Raw genomic sequence first — 25178 nt, 5'->3', positions numbered from 1 at the left:
TGCCGGTGCCGGTCTCGCCGTGGATCAGCACGTCCACCGAGCTGGCGGCCAGCCCCGAGAGCACTTCGCGCAGTTGCCGCATGTTCGGCGCGCGGCCCATCACCAGCCGCTCAATGGCGTCACGCTGCGCGAGCTGGCTGCGCAAATCACGCACTTCCAGCACCAGGCGGCGCTTGTCCAGTGCACGGCGCACAGCGCTCACCAGCTGCTCTGGCGTAAAGGGCTTCTGGATGAAGTCGTGCGCCCCATCTTTCATGGCTTGCACGGCCATGGAAATATCGCCATGGCCCGTGATCAGCACCACCGGCAGCTCGGGATCGGTGCGCATGATTTCTTGGAGAAAAGCCATACCATCCATTTGCGGCAAGCGAATGTCGCTGACCACCACACCCTGAAAATCACGCCCCAGCCGCGCACGCGCCTTCTCTGCGCTGGGGGCGCTTTCAGTGGCAATGCCTTCGAGCTGCAAGGCCTGCTCGCAACCCAGAACAATGTCGGGATCGTCTTCGACGATCAGCACCTTGAGGTCATCAGTCATGATGGTTGTGGGTGGCCCGGCTGTGCCGCAGGCAGGGTGAGATGGAACACGGCGCCACCACCGGGGTGGTTGGCACCGCCGAGCGTGCCGCCCGATTCGCGCACGATATCGGCCGACAAGGCCAGGCCTAGGCCCAGGCCATCGCCCGAGCCCTTGGTGGTGAAAAACGGCTCGAACAAATGGGCAATCGCCTCTTCAGACAGCCCTGGCCCATGGTCCCGCACCTGCACATGCACCTGGCCATGGAGCAGCTCACACCATACATGCACGCATGGCGTGGGCGCACCCGCCATGGCATCGAGCGCGTTGTTGATCAGATTGACCAGCACCTGCTCCAGGCGGTTGCCATCGCACCAGGCCACCGGCTCAGTTTCTGCCACCTGCACATCCACCTTTGCACCGGCTTGCTGAATGCGTGACTCCAGCACCGCCAAAGCATTGCCAAGGGCTGCGCGCACCGGCACGGCACCCGGCTCGCCGGAAGACTTGCGCGCAAACGCACGCAATTCGCCCGTGATGAGGCCCATGCGGTCAGCCAGCTGGGCAATGCGTTCGAGGTTGATCTGCACGGTGGCCAGGTCGCCCCGCTCCAGAAACCGCAGGCTGTTGCCCGACAAAGTACGCAGCGCCGTCAGGGGCTGGTTCAGTTCATGGGCCACGCCGGTGGAGAGCTGCCCAATCACCGCCAGCTTGCCCGCCTGCACCAGCTCGTTCTGCGCGGCCCTGAGGGTGGCTTCTGCACGGATGCGCTCTTGCACTTCCTGCTGCAGGCGTTCGTTGGTTTGTTGCAAGTCGGACGTGCGCTGCTGCACCTTGCGCTCCAGCTCATCGTGCGCGGCCTGCAGCGCCTCGCGTGCGGCCAGCCGGTCACGCACGCGATCGCGCTGGTGGCGGCGCCGCTGGTTGAGCATGAAACCAAGCAGCGCCAAGAAGGCCGCGCCCGTGCTGGCAATCAGGGCGTAACTCTGTGCCGCCTCGTCGGCCCGCGCCATGTGCGAGAACACGGTGATCGTCCACGGTGTGCCCGGCAAGGCACGCGCCTGGGTCAGAAACCGGCCAGTGACCGGGTACACCGATGCCATCTCGGTGCCCTCACGCGCCACGCGCACCACGCGCGCGCCCTGGTCCAGATCGCTCAGCACCTTGATGCCCAGGGGCGAGAGGGCACGGCGGTTGTACTGCAGGGTTTGGTCAAACGCCTTGCGCGTGTTCTCATCCAGCGGGCGCAGGGCCGTGAATTTCCAGTCGGGCACCGAGCCCAGAATCACCACGCCGTTCTCGTCGGTCACGATGACCGGGGCCTCAACGGTGGACCACGACTGCTCCAGCTGGTCCAGGCTGACCTTGGTGACCGCCACACCCACGGTGCGGTTGCCGTCGAGCAGCGCAGATGCCAGGTAGTAGCCAGGCTCTCCGCGCGTGGTGCCGATGCCAAACAGGCGCCCGGTGCCACTGCTGAGTGCATCGCGAAAGTAGGGACGGAACTGCAGGTCCTCGCCCATGAAGCTGTCAGGCCGCCGCCAGTTGCTGGTGGCCACCACCCGGCCATCCAGGTTGATGACGTAGATGGACAGCGTGCCTGCGCGCTCATTCAACTGTTCGAGATAGGCGCTGACTTCCTCGGCCTGCGCGGCGGAGGCATCGGGCGCAAGCAGGGCCAGCACCTCTTTTTCCAGGTCCAGCGTGCCAGGAAGAAAGGCGTATTTGCTGATCTCACGCTGCAAGCTGGCGGTGTACAGCTCCAGCCGGTGCAGCCCCGTGGCCTGGATCTGCGCCTGCCCCACACGCAATGCCACCACATAGGCCAGCCAGCCGCTGAGCAGCACCCCGCCCAGCAGCAACAAAACCATCAAGTGACGCAGGGATCGGCGCAAAGGCATGTCAGAAGTCAGGTGGGCGATGGTAGCAGTGCGATGAAAGACGGCCACCCGTCACGCAGTGCCTCTGGAATGGGCCGCAGGGTGACGGCGGGATGAAAAAAGGCTGGCCAACGCCAGCCTTGGTGTGCAGTGATGAACGCACTGCGCACAGTGAAGCTCAGGCCGTGGCCCGCGCTGCCTCGTCATCCCCTGGGGCGGGAATCATCTCCTCACGCTCGGCCAAGGCGTCTGGCACGCGGTCGATGGCGCCCTCCCACTTGGCCACCACGGCGGTGGCAATGGCATTGCCCATCACGTTGGTCAGGGTACGGCCCATGTCAAGGAAGTGGTCAATACCCAAGATCAGCAGCACACCGGCCTCTGGCAGGTTGAACATGGGCAACACGGCCGCCACCACAACGAGCGACGCGCGCGGCACACCCGCAATCCCTTTGCTGGACACCATCAGTACCAGCAGCATGGTGATCTGCGCCGACAGCGGCATATCAATGCCATAGGCCTGGGCGATGAAAATTGCCGCGAAGGTGGTGTAGATCATCGAGCCGTCGAGGTTGAACGAATACCCCAGGGGCAACACAAAGCCCGTCACTTTGGGCCGAACACCAAACTTCTCCAGCTGTTCCATCAGCTTGGGATACACAGACTCGCTGCTGGCCGTGGAAAAGCCAATCAGCATGGGCGTGCGAATGAGCTTGAGCAGGCGAAACACATCGCGGCCCAGCACCACATAACCCGCAAACACCAGCACCAGCCACAGCGCCGCCAGCGCCAGGTAGAAGCTGAGCATGAACTTACCAAAAACACCCAGCATCCCCAGGCCTTGCGTGGTGATGGCACCGGCCACTGCGCCGAACACGCCCACAGGTGCAAAGCGCATCACGTAGTCGGTGACCTTGAGCATCACATGGACCACCTCGTCCAGCGTGGCGACCAGCGTGCGCGCAGCCTGGTTGTGCAAGTGCCCCAGTGCCATGCCGAAGAACAGCGAGAACACCAGGATCTGCAAGATGGCGTTGTTGGCCATCGACTCCACGATGCTCTTCGGAAACACCTGGGTAATGAAATCGCGCAGGTTCAGCGCTCCGGTCTTGAGCTGCGTGGCGGTGCCCGCCTCTGGCAGCGGAATCGACATGGAACTGCCGGGCTGGGTGAGGTTGGCAATCAGCAGGCCCAGCGTCAGCGAGATCAGCGAAGCGCCCATGAACCAAGCCAGCGCCCGCGCGCCGATACGCCCCACGGTGCGCGAATCGCCCATGGTAGACATGCCTGCAGCCAGGGTCGCAAACACCAGGGGCGCGATGATCATTTTGATCATGCGCAGAAAAATATCCGTCAGCAGGCCAAAGTAACCCGCGATTTCCTTGGCGGCTTCGGGTGTCGGCGCCCAAGCGTGGCAGGCATAGCCGACCAGTACCCCCAGAACCATGGCCAGGATGACCATGGTGGTCAAGCGATTGAGTTTCATGCGATGTGTGATGGATGAGTAAAGAAAACCCAGGTCTCTGCGCCCCATGAGACACCGTGCACAGACCAGGGTCACCGGGTAGCGCTCAGCAACGCTCCACACGATTGGCGCTGCACCGGGGCTCCGGGCTGCAGGTGCAATGGCACTGCACTAGCGGGACTTGCGCCCAGGTCCAGATCAGCGCGTTGACCACCGTGAGTTGTTGCATGGCTCGTCTCCAAAGAACGTTGGGCCGGCTATTGCGCGGCTTGCCGCTGTCATTGCACGCAACGTGCCAAGCCTGCGCGCTGATGCACTGCGCTCTAAGTCATTGATTTACCGAGCGTCATCAGTGCCCATCCCACGCACTGCGTTCGGTATTTCGAACATCTGCCTCGGCCCTGTCCGGAAACCAGAACACTGCATGGCCACACGCACAGCTCGCCCCCGTCTGCCTACGCCCCAGGCCCGTGGCACATCGCCAAAGAAAAAGCCGGCCACAAGGGCCGGCTTTTCAGCAACGGGGAGCGCCCCAGAGGGGCGCCAGGGCTTTCGCCCTTCCATCAATCGGTCGTTGCCTCCTCAGGCTCCGCAGGCTCTGATTTGGCTGAGCGCTCTTTCTTGGGCAGCGGCTGAATGTCCAAGCGCACCTCAGAAGTCTCCACACCTTTGTCATCGGTCTTGACGTCAATGTCCACCGTCAGGCGGCCACCTTCCGTCAAGCGACCAAACAGCAGCTCGTCAGCCAGGGCACGGCGAATGGTGTCCTGGATGAGGCGCTGCATGGGACGTGCACCCATGAGCGGATCGAAGCCCTTCTTGGCCAAGTGCTTGCGCAAGGCGTCGGTGAAGGTGACTTCCACCTTTTTCTCGGCCAGCTGGGTTTCCAGCTGCAGCAGGAACTTGTCAACCACACGCAGAATGATCTGCTCGTCCAGCGCCTTGAAGTTGACGATGGCATCCAGCCGGTTGCGGAACTCGGGCGTGAACAGGCGCTTGATGTCACCCATTTCGTCACCCGCCTGGCGCGGATTGGTGAAGCCGATGGTGGCCTTGTTCATCGTCTCTGCGCCCGCGTTGGTCGTCATGATGATGAGCACGTTGCGGAAGTCGGCTTTGCGGCCGTTGTTGTCCGTCAATGTGCCATGGTCCATGACCTGCAGGAGCACGTTGAAGATGTCCGGGTGGGCCTTCTCGATTTCGTCCAGCAGCAGCACGGCGTGCGGCTTCTTGGTGATGGCCTCGGTCAGCAAACCACCCTGGTCGAAGCCAACGTAGCCGGGAGGCGCACCAATCAGGCGGCTCACGGCATGGCGCTCCATGTACTCGGACATGTCGAAGCGGATCAGCTCGATGCCCATGATGTAGGCTAGTTGCTTGGCCGCTTCGGTCTTGCCGACGCCGGTGGGGCCGCTGAACAGGAAGGAACCGATCGGCTTATCCCCCTTGCCCAGGCCGGAGCGTGCCATCTTGACCGCGGAGGCCAGCACTTCCAGAGCCTTGTCCTGACCAAACACCACGCTCTTGAGATCGCGTTCCAGCGTCTGCAGCTTGCCGCGGTCGTCATTGGACACATTGGCGGGCGGAATGCGAGCGATCTTCGCGACGATCTCTTCGATCTCGGCCTTGCCAATGGTCTTCTTGCGCTTGCTGGGCACGAGAATGCGCTGCGCTGCGCCTGCCTCATCGATCACGTCGATGGCCTTGTCGGGCAAATGACGGTCGTTGATGTACTTGGCGCTCAGCTCCGCCGCTGCTTGCAGGGCGGCTGCAGCGTACTTCACGCTGTGGTGCTCCTCGAAGCGGCTCTTGAGCCCTTTGAGGATGTCCACCGTCTCTGCCACGGTCGGTTCCACCACATCCACCTTCTGGAAGCGGCGGGACAGGGCCGCGTCCTTTTCGAAGATGCCGCGGTATTCCGTGAAAGTGGTCGCGCCGATGCACTTCAGCTGGCCGCTGGACAGCGCCGGCTTGAGCAGGTTGGACGCGTCCAACGTGCCACCCGATGCGGCACCCGCACCGATGAGCGTGTGGATCTCGTCGATGAAAAGGATGGCGTTTGGCTTGTCCTTCAAGGACTTGAGGACACCCTTGAGGCGCTGCTCGAAATCACCGCGGTACTTGGTGCCCGCCAGCAGTGCGCCCATGTCGAGCGAGTACACCGTGGCCTCGGCCAGGATCTCGGGTACATCGTTTTGCGTGATGCGCCATGCCAGGCCCTCGGCAATCGCGGTCTTACCGACGCCAGCCTCACCCACCAGCAGCGGGTTGTTTTTGCGGCGGCGGCACAGGATCTGGATCGTGCGCTCCACTTCGTAGTGGCGTCCGATCAGAGGGTCGATCTTGCCGTCCTTGGCAGCCTGGTTCAGGTTTTGGGTGTACTGCTCCAGAGGCGACGCCTTCTCGTTGCGCTCACCGCCGCCTTCTTCGCTTTCTGCGGGGCTGTCAGTCTTGGCGGGCTCTGGCGGCTCACCCTTCTTGATGCCGTGGGCGATGAAATTCACCACATCAAGGCGGGTAACGCCCTGCTGGTGCAGGTAGTACACCGCGTGCGAGTCTTTCTCGCCAAAGATGGCGACGAGCACGTTGGCCCCAGTGACTTCCTTCTTGCCATTGCCCGTGGACTGCACGTGCATGATGGCGCGCTGGATGACGCGCTGGAAGCCCAGCGTGGGCTGGGTGTCCACCTCATCGGTGCCAGCCACCTGAGGGGTGTTGTCTTTGATGAAATTGGCCAGCGAGGACCGCAGGTCGTCGATGTTGGCCGAACACGCGCGCAGCACTTCGGCTGCGCTGGGGTTATCAAGCAGTGCAAGCAACAGATGCTCCACGGTGATGAACTCGTGGCGCTGCTGGCGGGCCTCAACAAAGGCCATGTGCAAGCTGACTTCCAGTTCCTGGGCAATCATGTGAACTCCTTTGTGCTTGCGTGGAAGGGATGACTGTAGATCGGGATCAAAGACCTGTTATTCAACAGGTTCACTGACACATTGGAGGGGGTGCCCCGCCTTCGCGGCGGCATCGAGCACCTGTTCCACCTTGGTGGCAGCAATGTCGCGGGAGTAAACCCCGCACACGCCTTTGCCATCCAGATGGATCTTCAACATGATTTGGGTGGCCTGCTCGCGGTCTTTGCTGAAAAACTCCTGCAGAACCACGATGACAAACTCCATGGGGGTGTAATCATCGTTGAGCATCACCACCTGATACATCTGCGGAGGCTTGGTTTTCTGGGTACGTCGTTCAAGCACGACTGAACCGCCGTCATCCCGCGCAGGCCGGGAGACGGGCAGCGCGGTGGGGGGAGAAGGTGGTTTTGTTGCCATGAAATTCATTCTAGCGACCCGCGAGACCGATGGCCGCATGAGAAAACTGGTGACTGCAGTCTATTTTTCAAGTGACTGCAGCCCCGCGTACCCATGAGGTGATGTGCAGCGCCCTGTTTCAGCGCCGCTCACTCGTAAACCACGGTTGCGGAGCCGCTTCCAGCCTGCGCGCTCCATGCCGCCAGCGCAGCGTCCGTCGGGAAAAACCGGCTTCCTTCACCCAGCTGCAGCTCTGCCACGGCGCCGCCCTGGTCGGACTGGCAGCGCACGCCCATGCGCACGCGCAGGCCGTGCAGGATTTCACCCTCCTCGGTTTCTTCACGGCGTGGCGGAAACTCCGACACCAGACGCTTCACATCGGGCTGCATATCCCCCATGGCAATGTGCAGATACTTGCCGAAGCGGCAACGCGCACCGGCCAAGTCCCACACCTGTTGCACCTTGACCCGCAAGCCACCGCTGAAATGATCCATCTGCAGGCGCCCCACCACCACCACAAACTCATCTTCCTTGAGTTGATTTCGGTACGTGTTGAGCAGCGCTTCATCCGCTGAGGCTTCGATCATTCCCGACTTGTCGTCAATCTTGAACAAGCCCAGCTTGCCCCGCTGACCGTTGATCACCCGGAAATCACTCACGATACCTGCCAGCACCTGCGGTTCGCGGCTGTCGATCAACTCGTCGATCTGCGTGCGGACAAACTTGCGCACTTCAGACGCCACCTCATCAAACAGGTGGCCTGACAGGTAAAAACCAATGGCGGTTTTCTCCTGGGTCAGGCGCTCCTTGATGCCCCACGGAATCGCATCTACCAGGTCGGGCTCTTGTGTGCTGGAGCCATGGGCGTCGTCGCCCATCATGTCAAACAACCCGCCCTGGTTCACATTTGCCAAAGTGGCTGCGGCAAAGTCAAAGGCCCGGTCGATGGATGCCACGAGCGCAGCGCGGTTCATGTTCATGGAGTCAAACGCCCCGGCTTTGATCAAGGCCTCCAGCGTGCGCTTGTTCAGCCGCGCCTTGTCCACGCGAACACAGAAGTCGAACAAGCTCTTGAAGGGGCCTTTGGTGGAACCCTGAGGCCCTTCACCGCGGCCTTCGCGCGCAGCCACCATCGCCTCTATCGCCTGCTGACCGGTGCCTTTGATCGCACCCAAACCATAGCGTATGACCTTGTCGGTCACCGGCTCGAAACGGTAGGTGCCACGGTTGACGTCAGGCGGCTCAAAACTCAGCCCGAAGTTTTTGACGGCATCTTCATAGAGCACCTTGAGCTTGTCGGTGTCGTCCATTTCCACCGTCATGTTGGCGCAGAAAAACTCCGCCGTGTAATGGACCTTGAGCCAGCCGGTGTGGTACGCCAGCAAGGAATAGGCAGCCGCGTGCGACTTGTTGAAGCCGTAGCCCGCAAACTTCTCCATCAAGTCGAAGACCTCGTCCGCCTTGTCTTGATCGATCCCCTTTTCAGCAGCTCCCTTGCGGAAGATGGCCCGATGCTCGGCCATTTCTTCGGCCTTTTTCTTGCCCATGGCACGGCGCAGCATGTCGGCGCCGCCAAGGCTGTAGCCCCCCAGAACCTGGGCGGTCTGCATCACCTGCTCCTGGTACACCATGATCCCGTAGGTTTCGGCCAGCACGGGTTCCACCAGCGGATGCGGGTATTCCACCGGCTCTTTTCCGTGTTTGCGGTTCACAAAGGTGGGGATCAGATCCATAGGCCCTGGACGGTACAGCGCGTTCAGCGCGATCAGATCCTCAAGACGGCTCGGACGCGCCTCTTTCAGCATGCCCTGCATGCCTCGGCTTTCAAACTGGAACACGGCCTCCGTTTTGCCGTCGGAGAACAGCCGGTAAGTGGGGCCATCGTCCAGCGGTATGTTCTCGTAGGCAAAGTTTTCCTGGCCCTTGTGGCGCTTGATGATGAATTCGCGGGCAATCTCCAGGATGGTGAGCGTAGCCAGCCCCAAGAAGTCAAACTTCACAAGGCCAATGGCTTCCACATCGTCCTTGTCGTACTGGCTCACAGCCGATTCACTGCCGGGCTGCTGGTACAGCGGGCAGAAGTCTGTGAGCTTGCCCGGAGCGATGAGCACCCCACCGGCGTGCATGCCGATGTTTCGCGTCATGCCTTCGAGCTTTTGTGCCATCTCGATCACGGTCTTGACGTCTTCTTCCTTGCGCACACGCTCGTACAGCATGGGCTCCAATTCAAGCGCGTAGTTGTTCTTGTCGCCTTCTTTCTTCACGTCCGGCGGATAAGCCAGCGTGTACGACATGCCCGGTTTTCCGGGAACCAGCTTAGAGATGCCGTCGCAGAAGGTGTAGCTCATGTCCATGACACGGCCCACGTCACGAATCGCCGCCTTGGCAGCCATGGTGCCAAAAGTGGCGATCTGGCTGACGGCGTTTTTGCCGTACTTTTCTTTTACATAGTCAATCACCCGGTCGCGATTGGACTGACAGAAGTCGATATCGAAGTCGGGCATCGAAACCCGCTCGGGGTTCAAGAAACGCTCAAACAGCAGGTTGTATTCCAGCGGGTCCAAATCCGTGATCTTGAGGGCGTACGCCACCAACGAGCCCGCGCCCGACCCCCGACCCGGGCCTACGGGGCAGCCATTGTTCTTGGCCCACTGAATGAAGTCACCCACGATGAGAAAGTACCCGGGGAACCCCATCTTGAGGATGGTGCCCAACTCAAACTCCAGGCGCTCTACGTAACGCGGCCGCTCTTTGTCGCGCCGTGCCTCGTCCGGGTACAAGTGCTTGAGGCGCTCTTCCAGACCTTCAAACGAGGCAAAGCGGAAATACTCCTCCGCCGGCATGCCGTTGGGCGTAGGAAAAGCCGGCAACTGCGGTTTGCCCAGCACCAAGGTCAAACTGCAGCGCTTGGCAATTTCTACGGTGTTAGCTAACGCTGAGGGCACGTCTGCAAACAACTCTTGCATCTGCTGTGCCGACTTGAAGTACTGCTCTCGGGTGAAACGCCGCACGCGACGCGGGTTGGCCAGGATTTCCCCTCCGGCAATGCACACCCGCGCTTCGTGTGCCTCGTAGTCATCAGCCGTCAGAAACTGGATGGGATGGGTCGCCACCACCGGCAACTGGAGCCTAGCCGCCAGTTGCACGGCAGCCGCCACATGGCTCTCGTCGTCAGCCCGCCCAGCACGCTGAAGCTCCATGTAGAAGCGATGGGGAAAGATACCCGCGAGTTTCAGCGCCAAGCTGGCAGCTCCTGTTTCATCCCCTTTGAGCAGCGCTTGCCCCACAGGCCCCGCCTGCGCCCCCGAAAGCGCTACCAAGCCTTCGGACAGTTCTTGCAGCCATGCCCAAGTACACACCGCCAGGTTTTTGACGACGTTTTTCGTCCATGCCCTGGCGAGCAGTTCTGAAAGATTCAGATAACCCTGCTTGTTCTGCACCAGCACCAGCATCCGGGATGGGTCGCCACCTCCCTCGGTTTCAAGGTAAATCTCGGCGCCCAGCAATGGCTTGACACCCTTGCCACGCCCTTCCTTGTAAAACTTGATGGCTCCGAACAGGTTGTTGAGATCAGTGATGGCGAGGGCGGGTTGCCCGTCTGCCGCAGCGGCTTTGACCACTTCATCGATACGAGTGGTGCCGTCAACGACGGAGAATTCTGTGTGCAGGCGCAAGTGAACGTACATGTCGCCATTGTAGAAAGCGCCCATGCTGCAAATCCCCACCCGCGCCCAATGTCGGGCGCAAACAGGGCCATTACAATGCCGACTCGGTCCATTGCCTTGGCGGGCCGAACGCTCTTGCCAGAGCGATTCGAACTGCCGCGGAAGATGCGTTCCTCTAATTGCCTGAAAGCTGCTTGCGATGCGTTTTGCTCCCCTGCCTGTTTGCTCCGTTGTGCTTGTATCTCTCGCACTTGCCGGGTGTTCCAGCACGCCAGAAGACAAAACTGCGGGCTGGAGCCCGAACCGCATTCACTCTGAAGCCAAGGACGAGATGAACAGCGGTGCCTACGACAAGGCCGTCCCGCTGCTGGAAAAGCTCGAAGGCCGTGCGGCGGGCACCCCGCTGGCGCAACAGGCGCAGCTCGATAAGGCCTACGCACAGTACAAAGGCGGCGAAAAAGCCCAGGCCATTGCCACGCTCGATCGCTTCATGAAGTTGCACCCCGCCAGCCCCGCGCTGGACTACGCGCTGTACCTGAAGGGCCTGGTCAACTTCAATGACAACCTCGGGCTGTTCTCCTGGATTTCGCGCCAAGATCTGTCGGAGCGCGACCAAAAAGCGGCCAAGGACTCGTTCGAGTCCTTCAACGAGCTGGTCACCCGTTTTCCTGAGTCGCGTTATGCCCAAGATTCGCGCCAGCGCATGACGTACATCGTCAATTCGCTGGCCCAATATGAGGTGCATGTGGCGCGCTACTACTACGAGCGCGGCGCTTACGTAGCAGCCATCAGTCGCGCGCAGGTGGCGCTGGCTGACTACAAGGATGTGCCAGCGCTGGAAGAAGCGCTGTTCATCCTGATCCGCTCATACGACGCACTGGGTATGACGCAACTGCGCGACGACGCTCGCCGCGTGATGAGCGCCTCTTATCCTCAAAGCACCTACTTGCGCGACGGCAAGTTCAGAGAAAAGTCTGATCCGTGGTGGAAGTTCTGGTGACAGACGCCAGGTCTTCCAGAGCAGCCTGAAAGTCCTCAGCACCTGACAGCCGCCGCATGGGCGGCAGCGCGGCAATCAGTCGTTTGCCGTAACCCATGCGCACCAGGCGTGAATCGCAAACGACCAGAACGCCTCGGTCGCTTTCGTGGCGAATCAGGCGTCCGGCCCCTTGTTTGAGCGCCACGGCAGCTTCTGCAAGCGCGTATTCTTTGAACGCACTACCGCCAGACTGCTCGATCTGCAAGGTACGGGCCTCCACCAGAGGGTCACCCGGCGGGGGGAAGGGCAGCTTGTCAATTACCACCAATTGCAGCGCGTCCCCCGGCACATCAACCCCCTCCCAAAAACTGGCAGACGCCACGAGAATGCAGCCGCCCTGTGGCCCTGCCCCTGCGCGGAACCGCTCCATCAGACGAAGTTTGGGCCACTCCCCTTGCGCCAGCACCTCCAGGGATGAACCCAGTTGCGCCAACTGCTGCCGCAGCACCTGGGCAATCACTGCAATAGCGCGCAGCGTTGTCGTAAGGACCAGGGTTCGACCACCCAGCGACATGGCAGCATTCGCGACCAGCGCAGCCACAGCGCTACCGTGCCGTGGATCGGAGGGTGACGGGAAATCCTCAGGCACATACATAGCGGCATGCGCGGCGTAGTCAAATGGGCTGGGCACCCGCAAGATGCGCGCACCTTCCAATCCGCAGCGTTTCACAAACCATGAAAGCTCTGCATCATGGCCCAGCGTGGCAGAGGTGAAGATCCATGCCCGCCCCAGGCCCTCACTGGTGGCAGGCCAGCCATCGTCATCCACACTTTCTTGCGGCTGGGGTAAAAAACGGGTGCGCATGGCATCGGCAATATCCAATGGAGACTCTATGAGTCGTAGCCCGCTGCCCACATCAAGCCACCGCACACTGCCCTGCGGGCAAGGCTGACCAAAGCGCTCCAGGCGCGCCAACAGGGACGCACCTCGCTCTGCCAGGCGGGTGATGTCCGGGGCGATGTCGTGGTAGGCGTCCAGCGCCTGTACCAGTAGGCTGCATGCCTGGAGCACCGCAGCCATGGCAGCTTCCCAGTCAGGTGCAAAAACGCCGTCGGGCGCGCCGCGTGTCCAGCCACGCTTTCCTGAGGATGTAAGACCATCGCCCGCTGCATGGCGCCACCGCAAGACCGCGCCTTCCAGGCCAGCTGCCAGTTGCGGCCAATCTGCATAGCCACGGGCATGCGCCAGACCTGCAGAGAGCGCATCGCGGGCAAATTCAACGAACTGCCCGGTCGACAGTTGAATCCCCAAAAACTGCAGGCCTGCATCGCTGAGCTGGTGCGCCTCGTCAAACACCACCACGCGCACCGATGGCAACAGCTCTGCCACCCCCGACTCGCGCACAGCCATGTCGGCAAAAAACAGGTGGTGGTTGACCACCACCAGATCGGCGGCCATGGCTTGCCGGCGGGCCTGGTTCACGTGGCAGTCTTTGGCATTGGGGCAATGGCTGCCCAGGCAGTTTTCGCGCGTTGAAGTGACCCAGGGAATGACGGGCGACCGGTCGTCCAGGCCCGTGAGCTCCGACAAGTCGCCGCTGCGGGTGCTGCGTGACCACTCTTCAATCTTTGCCAGCACACGGATCTGCTGCGGCGCCCCTTCCCCCACTGCATGGCGGGCCATGCCAAGGCGGTGCAAGCACAGGTAGCTGCTGCGCCCTTTGAGCAACGCTACACGCACGGGAACCTCCAGCGCCTGCACAAGGCGGGGAATATCGCGTGAAAACAACTGGTCCTGCAACGCCTTGGTGGCGGTAGACAACAGCACGCGCTCACCGCTGAGCAAGGCGGGCACCAGGTACGCATAGGTTTTACCCACACCGGTGCCCGCCTCGGCCACCAACACCTCCCCTGCTCCCATCGCATGGGCCACCGCCTGGGCCATGGCCAGCTGACCTTCGCGCGGCTGGTAATGCGGGTCAGCTCGCGCCAACACGCCGTCCACCGAAAACACCGACTCCACCATGGCGCAAAGCTCCACAGCTGAGGTCCGGGAATCGGTCATCGTCATGCGTATCTCAAGCAGATGTTCTAGTGCACCAGGTGCGCTGGGGAAGCGGGGCCAACCAATGAATTTGTGAGGAGATGTTGGAGCAGACGGAGCCTGCCGTACTTTTCACCAAAGTCCGGTGAACATCAAAATGGCGAAAATGCCACAGGCGCGCCGATAATAAGCGGCGCAGCACCCCAAAACGACCGGCAGCGCTCCCGCACGCACCACAATCTTCAGAATGACCAAAGCGTTCCGTCTTATCGCCTCCACCGGTATCCACAAAGGAGACCGGGAGTACCAGCAGGATCAGGTGTCCTTGATTTCTCACAGCCGTCACAACGGCTGCGTGCTGGGGGTTGTGGCTGACGGCATGGGCGGGCGCAGTGGTGGCCGCAAGGCATCCGACCAGGTCATGATGACGGCCCGCCAGCTTTTTGAGCGCTACTCGCCTGAAACCGACGACCCTGCCGCCATGCTCAAAGCCATGGTGGAAGAAGCGCACATCGTCATTCGGCTGACCGCTATATCGGCAGAACAGGAACCGCACAGCACCATTGCGGCATTCCTCATCAACCCGCGGGGCGACTGCCACTGGGTGCACGCCGGGGATTCGCGCATCTACCATTTCCAGGGTGGTCGGATCATCCACCGCACCAGTGACCACTCCTACGTTCAGGCGCTGGTAGATCGCGGAGAGCTGACAGAGGCTGAGGCCAACAACCATCCGCATTCGAACATTCTGGTGGGATGCCTGGGTACAGAAAGCGACCCACCGGCCACGACCCACATGATTTCGCAATTGCGGCCAGGGGATGTCCTGCTGGCCTGCAGTGATGGTGTGTGGCACTACTTCTCGCCCACCGAGCTGGCCTCCGTGGTCGATTCGCTCTCCCCGCGCGAAGCGACGGAATTTCTGATCGAGAAAGCACGCTCACGAGCCCGAGGCGGCGGCGACAACCTGTCGCTGGTCATCGTCAAGATCGAAGCATTGGTCGAAGAGAAAAAGATACCGCGCCTGGCTTCCACCGCGCCTTGAAAGAAATGGGTGCCAGTGGCCCCCATCCACCCAAACCAGTACATGGCAATGGCCGTGATGCAGGCGGTATGCGTTCTGCCCTGCTTCTAGCCAAGAGTGCTCCAGCTGATGTAAAGCGGCTACCTGGCGTGCTGAGCAGGCCTACAAGACGGTAAGCCGATCACTCTCCCGGCTCAACGCATCTCAAGGAGGCGTAGGCAGGGTAGCCGCTGGCTTGTGTCCATTGGCTGCAGCCTCCGCCCTCTCCTTCTCGCGCTTTGCGCGGCGGGCCTCAGCGGCCTTCTCCACCTCCAAATGCCTCTGGCGAGCCTGCGCTGCTCGCTCTGTCGATTCCTTCTCCCGCAAAGCTTGCTCTGCCGCCTGGCTTTGCTGACGCTCGCGCTGCTGGCTGGCGCGGGCTGCGGCTTCGCGGTCACGCAGCTTCACGGAATCCGAGGTATTTTCACGTGCTCCTGACCTGCCTGTCGGTTCAGCCTTGCGCACCACAGCCGATGCAGGCGGTGTCGTCGCCGCAGCAGCTGAGGCCTGCTTCTCCTCGATTTGCCGAAGACGTTGCTGGGCTTTTTCCTTGCGCTCGGCATCATTGAGCTGAACCTCGCGTGCCCGCAGGCGGGACTCCAACTCTCGCCACTGGTTGCGAACATCGCGCAGGCAATCCTCCACCGCAAACAACTGGTAGCACTTCGTTTGCGCTTGCGTGCGCTGCTCTGCGTTGCGTCGGCGAACCTGCTCAATCGCTGCGCGCTCGGCATCCCGCTGGGCTGCTGCCGAAGCCTCTAGACCTGCTGAGGCAAGTTGACCATGAGCCTCCTGCTCGCCCGACTGGGCTCCGGCCACCCCCAACCAGAGAGCAAGAACCGATAAGGTGATGAGTTGTCGCGCTTTCATGTCAGCCCCGTGTCCACCAAGCGCCGCTCCAGATCCAGGAATTCTTTGGACTGCATTTCATTCAGGCGCGATACCGTGCGAGGAAACTCGTGGGACAGCGGCCCCTCGGTATACAACTGCTCTGGCGACACGGCAGCTGAGACGATCAGCTTGACGCGGCGGTCATACAGCACATCGATCAGCCAGGTGAAACGGCGTGCCGGCGAAGCCATGTTGACTGGCATGTAGGGCACGCCCGACAGCAGCACCGTATGGAACTGGGTGGCAATTTCGAGGTAATCGTTCTGCGAACGAGGGCCGCCGCACAGCGTAGTGAAGTCAAACCACACCACCCCACCCGCCTTGCGGCGCGCACGAATCTCGCGCGCCTCAATGTGCAGCACCGGGTCTTCATCATGTACACCGGCCAATTGGTTGAACGCTTCGTTCATGGCCGCGTCAGCCTCGGTTCCCAGCGGGGTGTGATAAAGCTTGACATGCTCCAACGCACGGCGGCGGTAGTCGGTGCCGTTGTCCACGTTGACGACTTCCATGCGCTCGTTGAGCAAGGCAATCGCAGGAAGAATGCGGTCACGGTGCAGACCGTCTGGGTACAGGCCGTCGGGCACGAAGTTCGAGGTGGTTACAAATCCCACCCCGTTGTCAAACAGGGACACCAGCAAGCGATGCAGGATCATCGCGTCCGTGATGTCAGCGACGTGAAACTCGTCGAAGCAAATGAGCTTGTAGCGCTTGGAAATGCGGGCGCCCAGCACATCCAGGGGGTTCACCATGCCCTGTAGCGCCACCAGTTCGCGATGCACCTCGCGCATGAATTCGTGAAAGTGCAGGCGCACCTTGCGCTTGATGGGCACCGCATTGAAAAAGCAGTCCATCAAAAAGCTTTTGCCGCGCCCCACCCCGCCGTACATGTAAACGCCCTTCGGGATGTCGGGCCGGTTCAGCAGCTTTTTGAGGGCATTCGACCGCTTGGACTTGTACGCAGCCCAATCGTCGGCACAGCGCTGTAAAGCGTCGATCGCACGCAGCTGCGCAGGGTCACTTTGAAAGCCTTTGGCGGCCAGCTCGGCCAGGTACGCCTGTTTGACGCTCACGGTGTTGATGCCTCAGAAAAGGCTAACCCCCGCAGTGGCGCGAGGGTTAGCTATTAATTTAATAGCTGCCAACGCTTATCCATAGTGCGCTAGCGGCCATTTTGACTGAAATTCTGAAATCAGAAGTTCAGTGTGCGCTTGTCCACGGCCAGAGCCGCTTCCTTGGTGGCTTCGCTCAGGGACGGGTGGGCGTGGCAAATGCGCGCGATGTCTTCGGCGCTGGCCTTGAACTCCATTGCCACCACGGCTTCAGAGATCAGCTCGGAGGCCATGGGGCCCACGATGTGCACGCCCAGGATTTCGTCTGTGGTTGCGTCGGCCAGGAACTTGACCATGCCAGTCGTGTCGCCCAGTGCGCGTGCGCGCCCGTTGGCCAGGAAGGGGAACGTGCCCGCCTTGTACTTCACGCCATCGGCCTTGAGCTGCTGCTCGGTACGGCCCACCCAAGCGATCTCGGGGCTGGTGTAGATGACCCAGGGGATGGTGTTGAAGTTGACGTGACCATGCTGGCCAGCAATGCACTCGGCCACGGCAACGCCTTCTTCCTCCGCCTTGTGCGCCAGCATCGGGCCACGCACCACGTCACCCACAGCCCACACGCCGGGCAGGTTGGTCTTGCAATCGCCGTCCACCACGATCTCGCCACGCTCGCCCAGTTGCAGGCCCACGGCTTCGGCGTTCAGGCCAATGGTGTTAGGCACGCGGCCGATGGAGACGATCAGCTTGTCGGCGTCCAATGTCTGGGCTTCACCCTTGGCATTGGTGTAGGCAATGCTCACGCCGGACTTGCTGTTCTTGATCTCACCCACTTTCACGCCCAGTTCGATCTTCAGGCCTTGCTTGTCGAACGCCTTCTTGGCTTCCTTGGCGATCTGCTCGTCCACGGCACCCAGGAACGTGGGCAGGCCTTCCAGAATGGTGACATCCGCGCCCAGACGGCGCCACACAGAGCCCATCTCCAGGCCAATCACGCCCGAGCCAATCACGGCCAGCTTCTTGGGGGTGGCACCAATGCGCAGTGCGCCGTCGTTGGACAGCACGTTCACTTCGTCAAATGGCACGCCAGGCAGCGCGCGGGCGTTGGAACCCGTGGCAACGATGATGTGCTTGCCCACCAGCGTTTCTTCGGCGGCGCCAGCCACCTTGATCTCATAGCCGCCTTCGGCAGCCTTCACGAACGAACCACGGCCGTGGAAGAAGCTGACCTTGTTCTTCTTGAACAGGTACAGGATGCCGTCGTTGTTCTGCTTCACCACTGCATCTTTGCGGCCGATCATCTTGGCCACATCGATCTTGATGTCCTTGGCGGAAATGCCATGGTCCGCAAAGTGGTGGTTGGCGTGCTCGAAATGTTCGGAAGATTGCAGCAATGCCTTGGAGGGAATGCAGCCCACGTTCGTGCAGGTGCCGCCGGGTGCGGGGCCACCCTTCTCGTTCTTCCATTCGTCGATACAGGCCACAGTCTTGCCCAGCTGGGCGGCACGGATGGCCGCGATGTAGCCACCAGGGCCACCACCGATGACGATGACGTCGAATTGCTTGCTCATAAGAAATCTCGTTGATTCAGTTGAAGAAAAACCCACCGGTGAATAGCGCCGCGCAGTGCTTGCGCCAGGGGCTTCACAGGTGGGTTCCGGTTTCAGAGGACGGGTGTCAAAGCTCGATCAGATGTCGAACAGCAGACGGGCTGGGTCTTCCAGCGCTTCCTTCATGGCGACCAAGCCCAGCACGGCTTCGCGGCCGTCGATGATGCGGTGGTCGTAAGACATTGCCAGGTAGTTCATCGGACGGATCACGATCTGGCCGTTTTCCACCACAGCGCGGTCCTTGGTCGCGTGCACGCCCAAGATGGCGGACTGGGGTGGGTTGATGATGGGGGTAGACATCATCGAGCCAAAAGTGCCGCCGTTCGAAATCGAGAACGTGCCGCCAGTCAATTCTTCAATACCCAGCTTGCCTTCGGCAGCCTTTTTGCCGAACTCGGCGATCTTCTTCTCGATCTCGGCAAAGCTCATCTGGTCGGCATTGCGCAGGATGGGCACCACCAGACCACGGGGCGAACCCACGGCGATGCCGATGTCGAAGTAGCCGTGGTAAACGATGTCGTTGCCGTCGACAGAGGCGTTCAGCACAGGGAACTTCTTGAGGGCGTGCACAGCCGCCTTCACGAAGAAGCTCATGAAGCCGATCTTCACGCCATGTTCCTTGGTGAACGCGTCCTGGAACTTCTTGCGCATGTCCATCACGGGTGCCATGTTCACTTCGTTGAACGTGGTCAGGATGGCGTTGGTCGATTGCGACTGCAGCAGACGCTCGGCCACACGGGCACGCAGGCGGGTCATAGGCACGCGCTGCTCTGGACGGTCACCCAGGTTGGGGGCGGCAGGAGCGGCCACTTGGGGCAGCGCCTTGGTGGGCACGCCTGTGGGGATCACGCTAGGAGCAGCAGCAGGCTTGGCGCCACCGGCCACGGCGGCCAACACGTCACCCTTGGTCACGCGGCCATCCTTGCCGGAGCCAGCCACGTCGCCAACAGACAGGTTGTTGTCGGCCAGCAGCTTGGCGGCGGCAGGCATGGCCACATCGCCCTTGGAGCCGCCAGCAGCAGGTGCTGCCCCTGCTGCCACTGCGGCAGCAGGGGCCGCAGCTGCGGCTGCGGGGGCAGCAGCAGGCACAGCCGCGCCAACCTTGCCTTCGGTATCGATCTTGGCGATGACCTGGTCAGACACCACGGTGCCGCCATCACCCACCACCAGCTCAGCCAGCACGCCAGCCGCAGGTGCGGGCACTTCGAGCACGACCTTGTCGGTTTCGATTTCGATCAGGATTTCATCGGCAGCAACAGCTTCACCGGCTTTTTTCTTCCAGGTCAGCATGGTGGCTTCCGCCACGGATTCAGACAACTGGGGGACTTTGACTTCTACGATAGCCATGACAAATTCTTTCAGTGAGGGTTTTGTTCTGTATTCGGGTTTCCGGCCTTACTTGGTCAGGACAAAACCCTTGAGCTTGGCGAAGGCGGCATCCACCAGAGCCTTTTGCTGTTCCTGGTGCAGGTGCGAGTAACCCACCGCAGGCGATGCGGAGGCTGCGCGGCCGGCATAACCCAGCTTCTGGCCATCGAGCATGTTCTCGTGGATGTTGTGCTGGATGAAGAACCAGGCACCCTGGTTTTGGGGCTCGTCCTGGCACCAAACGATCTCGGTCGCATTGGGGTACTTCTTCAGCTCAGCGGCAAACGCCTTGTGCGGGAAGGGGTACAGCTGTTCCACGCGAATGATGGCGACGTCGTCGGCTTCCTTTTCGGTGCGCTTCTTCACCAGGTCGTAATACACCTTGCCCGAGCAAGCGATCACACGCTTGACCTTGGCTGCCTTCTTCTCGATGGCGTCATCCTGCTCAGGAATCACCGTCTGGAAGCTGCCCTTCGTGAACTCGGTCAGCGGCGAAGTGGCGTCCTTGTTGCGCAGCAGCGACTTGGGCGTGAAGATGACCAGCGGCTTGCGCAGGTCACGCACCATCTGGCGACGCAGCACGTGGAAGATCTGGCTGGCCGTGGTGGGCTGCACGAGCTGCATGTTGGCGTCAGCGGCCAGCTGCATGAAGCGCTCCACGCGGGCCGAGCTATGCTCCGGGCCCTGGCCTTCGTAGCCGTGCGGCAGCATCAGCGTGATGCCGTTCAAGCGGCCCCACTTCACCTCACCCGAGGCGATGAACTGGTCGATCACCACCTGCGCGCCGTTGGCGAAGTCACCGAACTGCGCTTCCCAGATCACCAGGGTGTTGGGGTCGTTAGAGGCGTAGCCGTATTCGAAGGCCAGCACGGCCTCCTCGGACAGGATGGAGTCGATGACAGTGAACGGAGCCTGGTTCTCGGCGACGTTCTGCAGCGGCACGTAGGTGCCTTCGTCCCACTTCTCGCGCTTTTGGTCGTGGATGACGGCGTGGCGGTGCGTGAACGTGCCGCGGCCGCTGTCCTCGCCCGACAGGCGCACCGGGTAGCCCGAGGCCACCAGCGATGCGAAGGCCATGTGCTCGCCCATGCCCCAGTCCACGTTGATCTCGCCACGGCCCATGGCGGCGCGGTCGTCGTATACCTTCTTCACCAGCTGGTGTGGGGTAACGGTCTCGGGGATCGTGGTGATCTTCTCGGCCAGGCGCTTCCACTCGGTCAGAGGAATGGCGGTGTCACCAGCGTCCGTCCACTTCTTGCCCAGGAAGGGCGACCAGTCCACTGCGTACTTGCTCTTGAAGTTGGTCAGCACAGGATCCACGGTGTGCTTGCCAGCGTCCAAGGCGGCCCGGTAGGCCTTGGCCATCTCATCGCCCAGAGTCTCACCCAGGCCTTGAGCAGCCAGCTTGTCGGCGTACAGCTTGCGCGTGCCGGGATGCTGGGCAATCTTCTTGTACATCAGCGGCTGGGTCAAAGCAGGAGTGTCCTGCTCGTTGTGGCCCAGCTTGCGGAAGCAGGTGATGTCCACCACCACGTCCTGGCGGAATTCCATGCGGAACTCCAGGGCCAGCTGGGTGGCCAGCACCACGGCTTCTGGATCATCGCCATTGACGTGCAACACGGGCGACTCGACCATCTTCACGATGTCGGTACAGAACGTGCTGGAGCGCAGGTCGCGCGGGTCGGAGGTGGTGAAGCCGATCTGGTTGTTGATGATCAGGTGCACCGTACCGCCCGTGGTGTAGCCACGGGTTTCGGACAGGGCCAGGGTTTCCTGGTTCACGCCCTGGCCGGCAAAGGCCGCGTCACCGTGCACCAGCACGGGCAGCACCTGTTTACCCTTGGGGTCGCCGCGGCGGTCCATGCGCGAGCGCACCGAGCCCTCGACCACGGGGTTCACGATTTCCAGGTGCGAGGGGTTGAAGGCCAGCGACAGATGCACCGGGCCGCCGGTCGTGGAGACGTCGGAGGAAAAGCCCTGGTGGTACTTCACGTCACCGGCGGGCAGGTCCTCGGGGGCGGTGTGCTCGAACTCGGCGAACAGGTCCTTGGGCATCTTGCCCAGGGTGTTGACCAGCACGTTCAGGCGGCCGCGGTGGGCCATGCCGATCACCACTTCCTGCACGCCCTTTGCGCCTGCGGAGTTGATCAACTCGTCCATGGCGGCAATGAAGGACTCGCCCCCCTCGAGCGAGAAGCGCTTCTGGCCCACGTACTTGGTGTGCAGGTAGCGTTCCAGGCCTTCGGCGGCCGTCAGGCGCTCCAGGATGCGCTTTTTCTTGTCGGCAGAGAAGTTGGGCTTGCTGCGGATGCTTTCCAGCTTTTGCTGCCACCAGCGCTTTTGCACCTGGTCGGTGGCGTACATGTACTCCACGCCGATGGTGCCGCAGTAGGTCTCGCGCAGCGCGTTCAGCAGCTCGCGCAGGGGCATCTTGTCCTTGCCGAAGAACGTGTTGCTGGTGTCGAACACGGTTTCCTGGTCGGCGTCGCTGAAGCCGTAGAACGAAGGCTCCAGTTCTGGAATGTTGGGGCGCTCAGTGCGCTTGAGGGGGTCCAGATCAGCCCAGCGCTGACCCACGTTGCGGTAGGCGGCAATCAGCTGCTGAACGGCGGTGCGCTTGCGGCCCATTTCGGCGTCAGCGCTTGCAACCACCACTTTGGTGCCGCCAGCCTTTGCGCGCTCAGCGAACGCGTTGACCACGGGAAGGTGCGGAACGTCCTTGGCATTGGAGCCATCCACAGCGGGTACGTGCTGCAGTGCATCAAAGTATTCGCGCCATGTGTCTGGAACGCTGCCAGGATTGGCAAGGTAGTTTTCATACATCTCTTCGACATACGGCGCATTGCCGCCGAAGAGGTAGGTGTTGCCTTGGTAGGCTTGATAGACGGATGTCGTATCGCTCATATTCCGCTGACCTCCGCTCCCCTGCAGGGAGCATTAGCTGGTTGGTAAACCTTCCGCGACACGGCTGAACCGGTTGGCGGATGCGACTGTGGCTGGGGAAGGGCCTAGGGTTGCGGTGGCGATTGTGCCACTGAACCGGGCATTGACCAAGGTCGAGCTGGAAAGTGCCTTTGCTCTGCCGCGAAATAATCAGGTGGCGTGTCGTACATTGCGGGGCTGTATTGCCCGAATGCAACCTGGTAAATGACTCAACACCCACTTCAAAACAAGGCATTTCTGCTGCTGCTGGCCATCGTGAGCGTCGCATTTGGCGCCATTCTCTGGCAGTTCCATGGCGCAATTTTCTGGGGAATCGTGCTGGCCATCCTCTTCACCCCCCTGCACCGCAAAATGCTGCAGCGCATGCCCCGACGCGAAAATCTGGCCGCCCTGTGCACGCTGGGGCTGTGCATGGTCATGGTGATTTTGCCCATGACGCTCATCGGTGTGTCGTTGATACAGGAAGCCACGGCCATTTATGAGCGGGTCAAAAGCGGCCAGCTCAACTTTGGGGCCTACGTTCAGCAGGTGGTAGCGGCGCTCCCCGCCTGGGTCACCCAGCTGCTGGAACGCTTGAACCTCACCACTTTGGAAGAGCTTCAGCAAAAGCTCTCGTCCGTGGCTGTTCAAGCCAGCCAATTCCTGGCCTCCCAGGCGGTGAATATTGGCCAAAACACGCTTGAATTTCTCGTCGGCTTCGGGATCATGCTGTACCTGCTGTTTTTCCTGCTGCGCGATGGGCGCGCTCTGGCGCTTCGCATCAACCATGCCACGCCGCTCGACAACGACCACAAGAGAAAGCTGGTGAGCAAATTCACCACTGTGATCCGGGCCACCGTGAAGGGCAACATCGTTGTGGCAGCATCTCAAGGGGCTCTGGGCGGGCTGATTTTCTGGATTCTGGGCATCCAGGGGCCGGTGCTGTGGGGCGTGCTCATGGCGTTTCTGTCGTTGCTGCCCGCTGTCGGGGCTGGCTTGATCTGGGTGCCGGTGGCCATCTACTTTTTGGCTACGGGGGCCATTTGGCAAAGCGCAGTGCTCACTCTTTTCGGCGTTTTTGTCATCGGCCTGGTGGACAACGTGCTGCGCCCGATACTGGTCGGCAAGGACACCAAAATGCCCGACTATGTCGTGCTGATCTCCACCCTGGGCGGCATGGCCTTGTTTGGATTGACCGGCTTTGTGATCGGCCCGGTCATTGCCGCCCTCTTCATGGCCTGCTGGGATCTGTTTGCTCCTGCGGAAGGTTCTGGAGCGCCGCCGCCCAACCCGTGATCTGCTGAAATAAAAAAGGGAGCCCTTCCGAGCCCCCTTCCATCCGTCAGTCCTTGTGGCCGCCATGCCCGCGGCCATTGCCACGAGGGTGCCGATCATCACGGTGCCCATGACGGTGGTCATCGCCATGCGGCCCCGCATGGTGACCGCCCCGCTTCGGCGGACGGCTTCCAGGCTCTTTCACGAAGTACACCGGCTGACCACAGGCGTTGTAGCGCCCACAGTGTTTGGCCCAGTTCTTCGCATGCCCTGGCGGCACATACATGTAAATAGGAGAGCGGTGAACCGCTACCGGGGGCCGTTGAATGATGACGGGCTCTGCATAGATCAACGGAGGTGGACCACCGCTTCCGATCTGAATCCGACCGTACACACCCGGCGCCAATTGCCCATCCACGGTAGCGTTTACGTAGCTCTGCGCCCAAGCCACGTTGCCCGCCAACCCCAGCAAAAGCCCTGCGCCAGCAGCCATGAGCTTGTGCGGCAACAAATTCACGATCATTTGTTCACTCCAAAGTACTTTCATCATCATTTGTAACCGCCTCCGCTGGGCTGAACATTGCTCCACGATGTTTTTTTGTAAGCGGCTGTTGGCAGCCGTCCAGAAAATGAAACGGCTATCGCGTCACTTCACGCACCGATAGCAAGTGCAGACGGCACTAAATATTTGGCAACAGGAGTGGCGCAGTGAATTAGCATGCGCAAAACCCACCCTCATGAAAGCCTGCCATGCCCTATGAACGACGCCACTACGTGCGCGTGCAGTTTGATGCACCCGCTGTGTTGACCCTGGCCACTGCAGCCTTCAACGTGCAGGTGCTGGACTTGTCTCTCAAGGGTGCGTTGATCACCCTGCCTGAAAACACGCAGGTACCTGCCGGTATGCCCTGCAAGCTCGACGTGCCGCTGGCCGAGACGGAGGACTGCATTTCGATGACCGCAGGCATTGCCCATGTGGACGGGAATCGCGCAGGGCTGCTGTGCAGAAGCATTGACCTGGACAGCGTCACCCACCTGCGGCGCTTGATTGAACTGCAACTGGGTGACCCCTCATTGCTGGAGCGCGATCTGGCAGAACTCATTCAGTCATCGAGTGCTGCCGAGTAGCCCCCCGCGCGTTGACG

At 61.2% G+C, this 25178-nt stretch carries 17 protein-coding genes; 4 read left to right on the top strand and 13 right to left on the bottom strand.

The window, feature by feature from the left end; translation table 11 throughout:
• The 6 genes from AADJ04_RS03995 to dnaE all read right to left on the bottom strand — a co-directional run.
• Positions 1–538, bottom strand: a 538-nt coding sequence (locus tag AADJ04_RS03995) for a sigma-54-dependent Fis family transcriptional regulator (protein WP_341238823.1), incomplete at its 3' end; no start/stop codon positions are given.
• Positions 535–2418, bottom strand: coding sequence for an ATP-binding protein (locus tag AADJ04_RS03990; RefSeq protein WP_341238822.1), 1884 nt, complete (start codon positions 2416–2418; stop codon positions 535–537). The genes AADJ04_RS03995 and AADJ04_RS03990, both read right to left, overlap by 4 nt.
• Before the next feature lie 157 nt (positions 2419–2575).
• The gene (locus AADJ04_RS03985) at positions 2576–3883 is read right to left on the bottom strand and encodes a dicarboxylate/amino acid:cation symporter (protein WP_341238821.1); all 1308 of its coding nucleotides are present in this window, start codon (positions 3881–3883) and stop codon (positions 2576–2578) included.
• Positions 3884–4425: 542 nt separating this feature from the next.
• Positions 4426–6771 (bottom strand): ATP-dependent Clp protease ATP-binding subunit ClpA, encoded by a 2346-nt coding sequence (clpA, locus tag AADJ04_RS03980; protein WP_341238820.1) that lies wholly within the window; start codon positions 6769–6771, stop codon positions 4426–4428.
• A 57-nt stretch (positions 6772–6828) separates the two neighbouring features.
• Positions 6829–7197 (bottom strand): ATP-dependent Clp protease adapter ClpS, encoded by a 369-nt coding sequence (clpS, locus tag AADJ04_RS03975; RefSeq protein WP_198847052.1) that lies wholly within the window; start codon positions 7195–7197, stop codon positions 6829–6831.
• Between the two features lie 119 nt (positions 7198–7316).
• Positions 7317–10853 (bottom strand): DNA polymerase III subunit alpha, encoded by a 3537-nt coding sequence (gene dnaE / locus AADJ04_RS03970; RefSeq protein ID WP_341238819.1) that lies wholly within the window; start codon positions 10851–10853, stop codon positions 7317–7319.
• Between the two features lie 178 nt (positions 10854–11031).
• Here dnaE and AADJ04_RS03965 point away from each other — a divergent pair, with 178 nt between their 5' ends.
• Positions 11032–11832 carry an outer membrane protein assembly factor BamD gene (locus AADJ04_RS03965; protein ID WP_207373346.1) on the top strand — a complete coding sequence of 267 codons (801 nt, stop codon included), beginning with the start codon at positions 11032–11034 and terminating at the stop codon, positions 11830–11832.
• Here the strand turns inward: AADJ04_RS03965 and AADJ04_RS03960 are convergent.
• Positions 11795–13876 carry an ATP-dependent DNA helicase gene (locus AADJ04_RS03960; protein ID WP_341238818.1) on the bottom strand — a complete coding sequence of 694 codons (2082 nt, stop codon included), beginning with the start codon at positions 13874–13876 and terminating at the stop codon, positions 11795–11797. The genes AADJ04_RS03965 and AADJ04_RS03960 overlap by 38 nt on opposite strands.
• Before the next feature lie 226 nt (positions 13877–14102).
• Between AADJ04_RS03960 and AADJ04_RS03955 the strand changes: the two genes are divergently transcribed.
• Positions 14103–14900, top strand: a complete 798-nt coding sequence (locus AADJ04_RS03955; protein WP_341238817.1) for a protein phosphatase 2C domain-containing protein — start codon at positions 14103–14105, stop codon at positions 14898–14900.
• Between the two features lie 183 nt (positions 14901–15083).
• Here AADJ04_RS03955 and AADJ04_RS03950 read toward each other — a convergent pair whose 3' ends face one another.
• The 5 genes from AADJ04_RS03950 to AADJ04_RS03930 all read right to left on the bottom strand — a co-directional run bounded on the left by AADJ04_RS03950 (position 15084) and on the right by AADJ04_RS03930 (position 22740).
• Positions 15084–15788 (bottom strand): hypothetical protein, encoded by a 705-nt coding sequence (locus tag AADJ04_RS03950; RefSeq protein WP_341238816.1) that lies wholly within the window; start codon positions 15786–15788, stop codon positions 15084–15086.
• A complete protein-coding gene (gene zapE, locus AADJ04_RS03945; protein WP_341238815.1) occupies positions 15785–16882 on the bottom strand; it encodes a cell division protein ZapE in 1098 nt (365 codons plus the stop codon). Before zapE ends, AADJ04_RS03950 begins: the two co-directional genes overlap by 4 nt.
• A 119-nt stretch (positions 16883–17001) precedes the next feature.
• Entirely contained in the window at positions 17002–18429 is a 1428-nt protein-coding gene (gene lpdA / locus AADJ04_RS03940; RefSeq protein ID WP_341238814.1) for a dihydrolipoyl dehydrogenase, read from the bottom strand.
• Positions 18430–18546: 117 nt separating this feature from the next.
• The gene (gene odhB / locus AADJ04_RS03935; protein WP_341238813.1) at positions 18547–19815 is read right to left on the bottom strand and encodes a 2-oxoglutarate dehydrogenase complex dihydrolipoyllysine-residue succinyltransferase; all 1269 of its coding nucleotides are present in this window, start codon (positions 19813–19815) and stop codon (positions 18547–18549) included.
• A gap of 48 nt (positions 19816–19863) precedes the next feature.
• Entirely contained in the window at positions 19864–22740 is a 2877-nt protein-coding gene (locus tag AADJ04_RS03930) for a 2-oxoglutarate dehydrogenase E1 component (RefSeq protein WP_142084375.1), read from the bottom strand.
• Positions 22741–22983: 243 nt separating this feature from the next.
• Between AADJ04_RS03930 and AADJ04_RS03925 the strand changes: the two genes are divergently transcribed.
• A complete protein-coding gene (locus tag AADJ04_RS03925) occupies positions 22984–24054 on the top strand; it encodes an AI-2E family transporter (RefSeq protein WP_207373350.1) in 1071 nt (356 codons plus the stop codon).
• A gap of 46 nt (positions 24055–24100) precedes the next feature.
• Here AADJ04_RS03925 and AADJ04_RS03920 read toward each other — a convergent pair whose 3' ends face one another.
• Complete coding sequence (locus tag AADJ04_RS03920) at positions 24101–24526, bottom strand: hypothetical protein (protein WP_242638041.1); 426 nt, start codon at positions 24524–24526, stop codon at positions 24101–24103.
• A gap of 257 nt (positions 24527–24783) precedes the next feature.
• Here AADJ04_RS03920 and AADJ04_RS03915 point away from each other — a divergent pair, with 257 nt between their 5' ends.
• Positions 24784–25161, top strand: coding sequence for a PilZ domain-containing protein (locus AADJ04_RS03915; protein WP_341238812.1), 378 nt, complete (start codon positions 24784–24786; stop codon positions 25159–25161).
• The last annotated feature ends 17 nt before the right edge of the window (positions 25162–25178 follow it).

Origin of the sequence: uncultured Acidovorax sp., assembly GCF_964021665.1 — a bacterium.
In the GTDB taxonomy this organism is placed as follows: Bacteria; Pseudomonadota; Gammaproteobacteria; order Burkholderiales; family Burkholderiaceae_C; genus Acidovorax; species Acidovorax temperans.
This window is presented reverse-complemented; position numbering and strand designations above follow the sequence as displayed.

What these genes read in the sequence shown, in the direction of transcription:
- AADJ04_RS03990 (WP_341238822.1), bottom strand. Translation starts at nt 2,418, where the DNA reads ATGCCTTTGCGCCGATCCCTGCGTCACTTGATGGTTTTGTTGCTGCTG.
- AADJ04_RS03985 (WP_341238821.1), bottom strand. Translation starts at nt 3,883, where the DNA reads ATGAAACTCAATCGCTTGACCACCATGGTCATCCTGGCCATGGTTCTG.
- clpA (WP_341238820.1), bottom strand. Translation starts at nt 6,771, where the DNA reads ATGATTGCCCAGGAACTGGAAGTCAGCTTGCACATGGCCTTTGTTGAG.
- clpS (WP_198847052.1), bottom strand. Translation starts at nt 7,197, where the DNA reads ATGAATTTCATGGCAACAAAACCACCTTCTCCCCCCACCGCGCTGCCC.
- dnaE (WP_341238819.1), bottom strand. Translation starts at nt 10,853, where the DNA reads ATGTACGTTCACTTGCGCCTGCACACAGAATTCTCCGTCGTTGACGGC.
- AADJ04_RS03965 (WP_207373346.1), top strand. Translation starts at nt 11,032, where the DNA reads ATGCGTTTTGCTCCCCTGCCTGTTTGCTCCGTTGTGCTTGTATCTCTC.
- AADJ04_RS03960 (WP_341238818.1), bottom strand. Translation starts at nt 13,876, where the DNA reads ATGACCGATTCCCGGACCTCAGCTGTGGAGCTTTGCGCCATGGTGGAG.
- AADJ04_RS03955 (WP_341238817.1), top strand. Translation starts at nt 14,103, where the DNA reads ATGACCAAAGCGTTCCGTCTTATCGCCTCCACCGGTATCCACAAAGGA.
- AADJ04_RS03950 (WP_341238816.1), bottom strand. Translation starts at nt 15,788, where the DNA reads ATGAAAGCGCGACAACTCATCACCTTATCGGTTCTTGCTCTCTGGTTG.
- lpdA (WP_341238814.1), bottom strand. Translation starts at nt 18,429, where the DNA reads ATGAGCAAGCAATTCGACGTCATCGTCATCGGTGGTGGCCCTGGTGGC.
- odhB (WP_341238813.1), bottom strand. Translation starts at nt 19,815, where the DNA reads ATGGCTATCGTAGAAGTCAAAGTCCCCCAGTTGTCTGAATCCGTGGCG.
- AADJ04_RS03930 (WP_142084375.1), bottom strand. Translation starts at nt 22,740, where the DNA reads ATGAGCGATACGACATCCGTCTATCAAGCCTACCAAGGCAACACCTAC.
- AADJ04_RS03925 (WP_207373350.1), top strand. Translation starts at nt 22,984, where the DNA reads ATGACTCAACACCCACTTCAAAACAAGGCATTTCTGCTGCTGCTGGCC.
- AADJ04_RS03920 (WP_242638041.1), bottom strand. Translation starts at nt 24,526, where the DNA reads ATGGCTGCTGGCGCAGGGCTTTTGCTGGGGTTGGCGGGCAACGTGGCT.
- AADJ04_RS03915 (WP_341238812.1), top strand. Translation starts at nt 24,784, where the DNA reads ATGCCCTATGAACGACGCCACTACGTGCGCGTGCAGTTTGATGCACCC.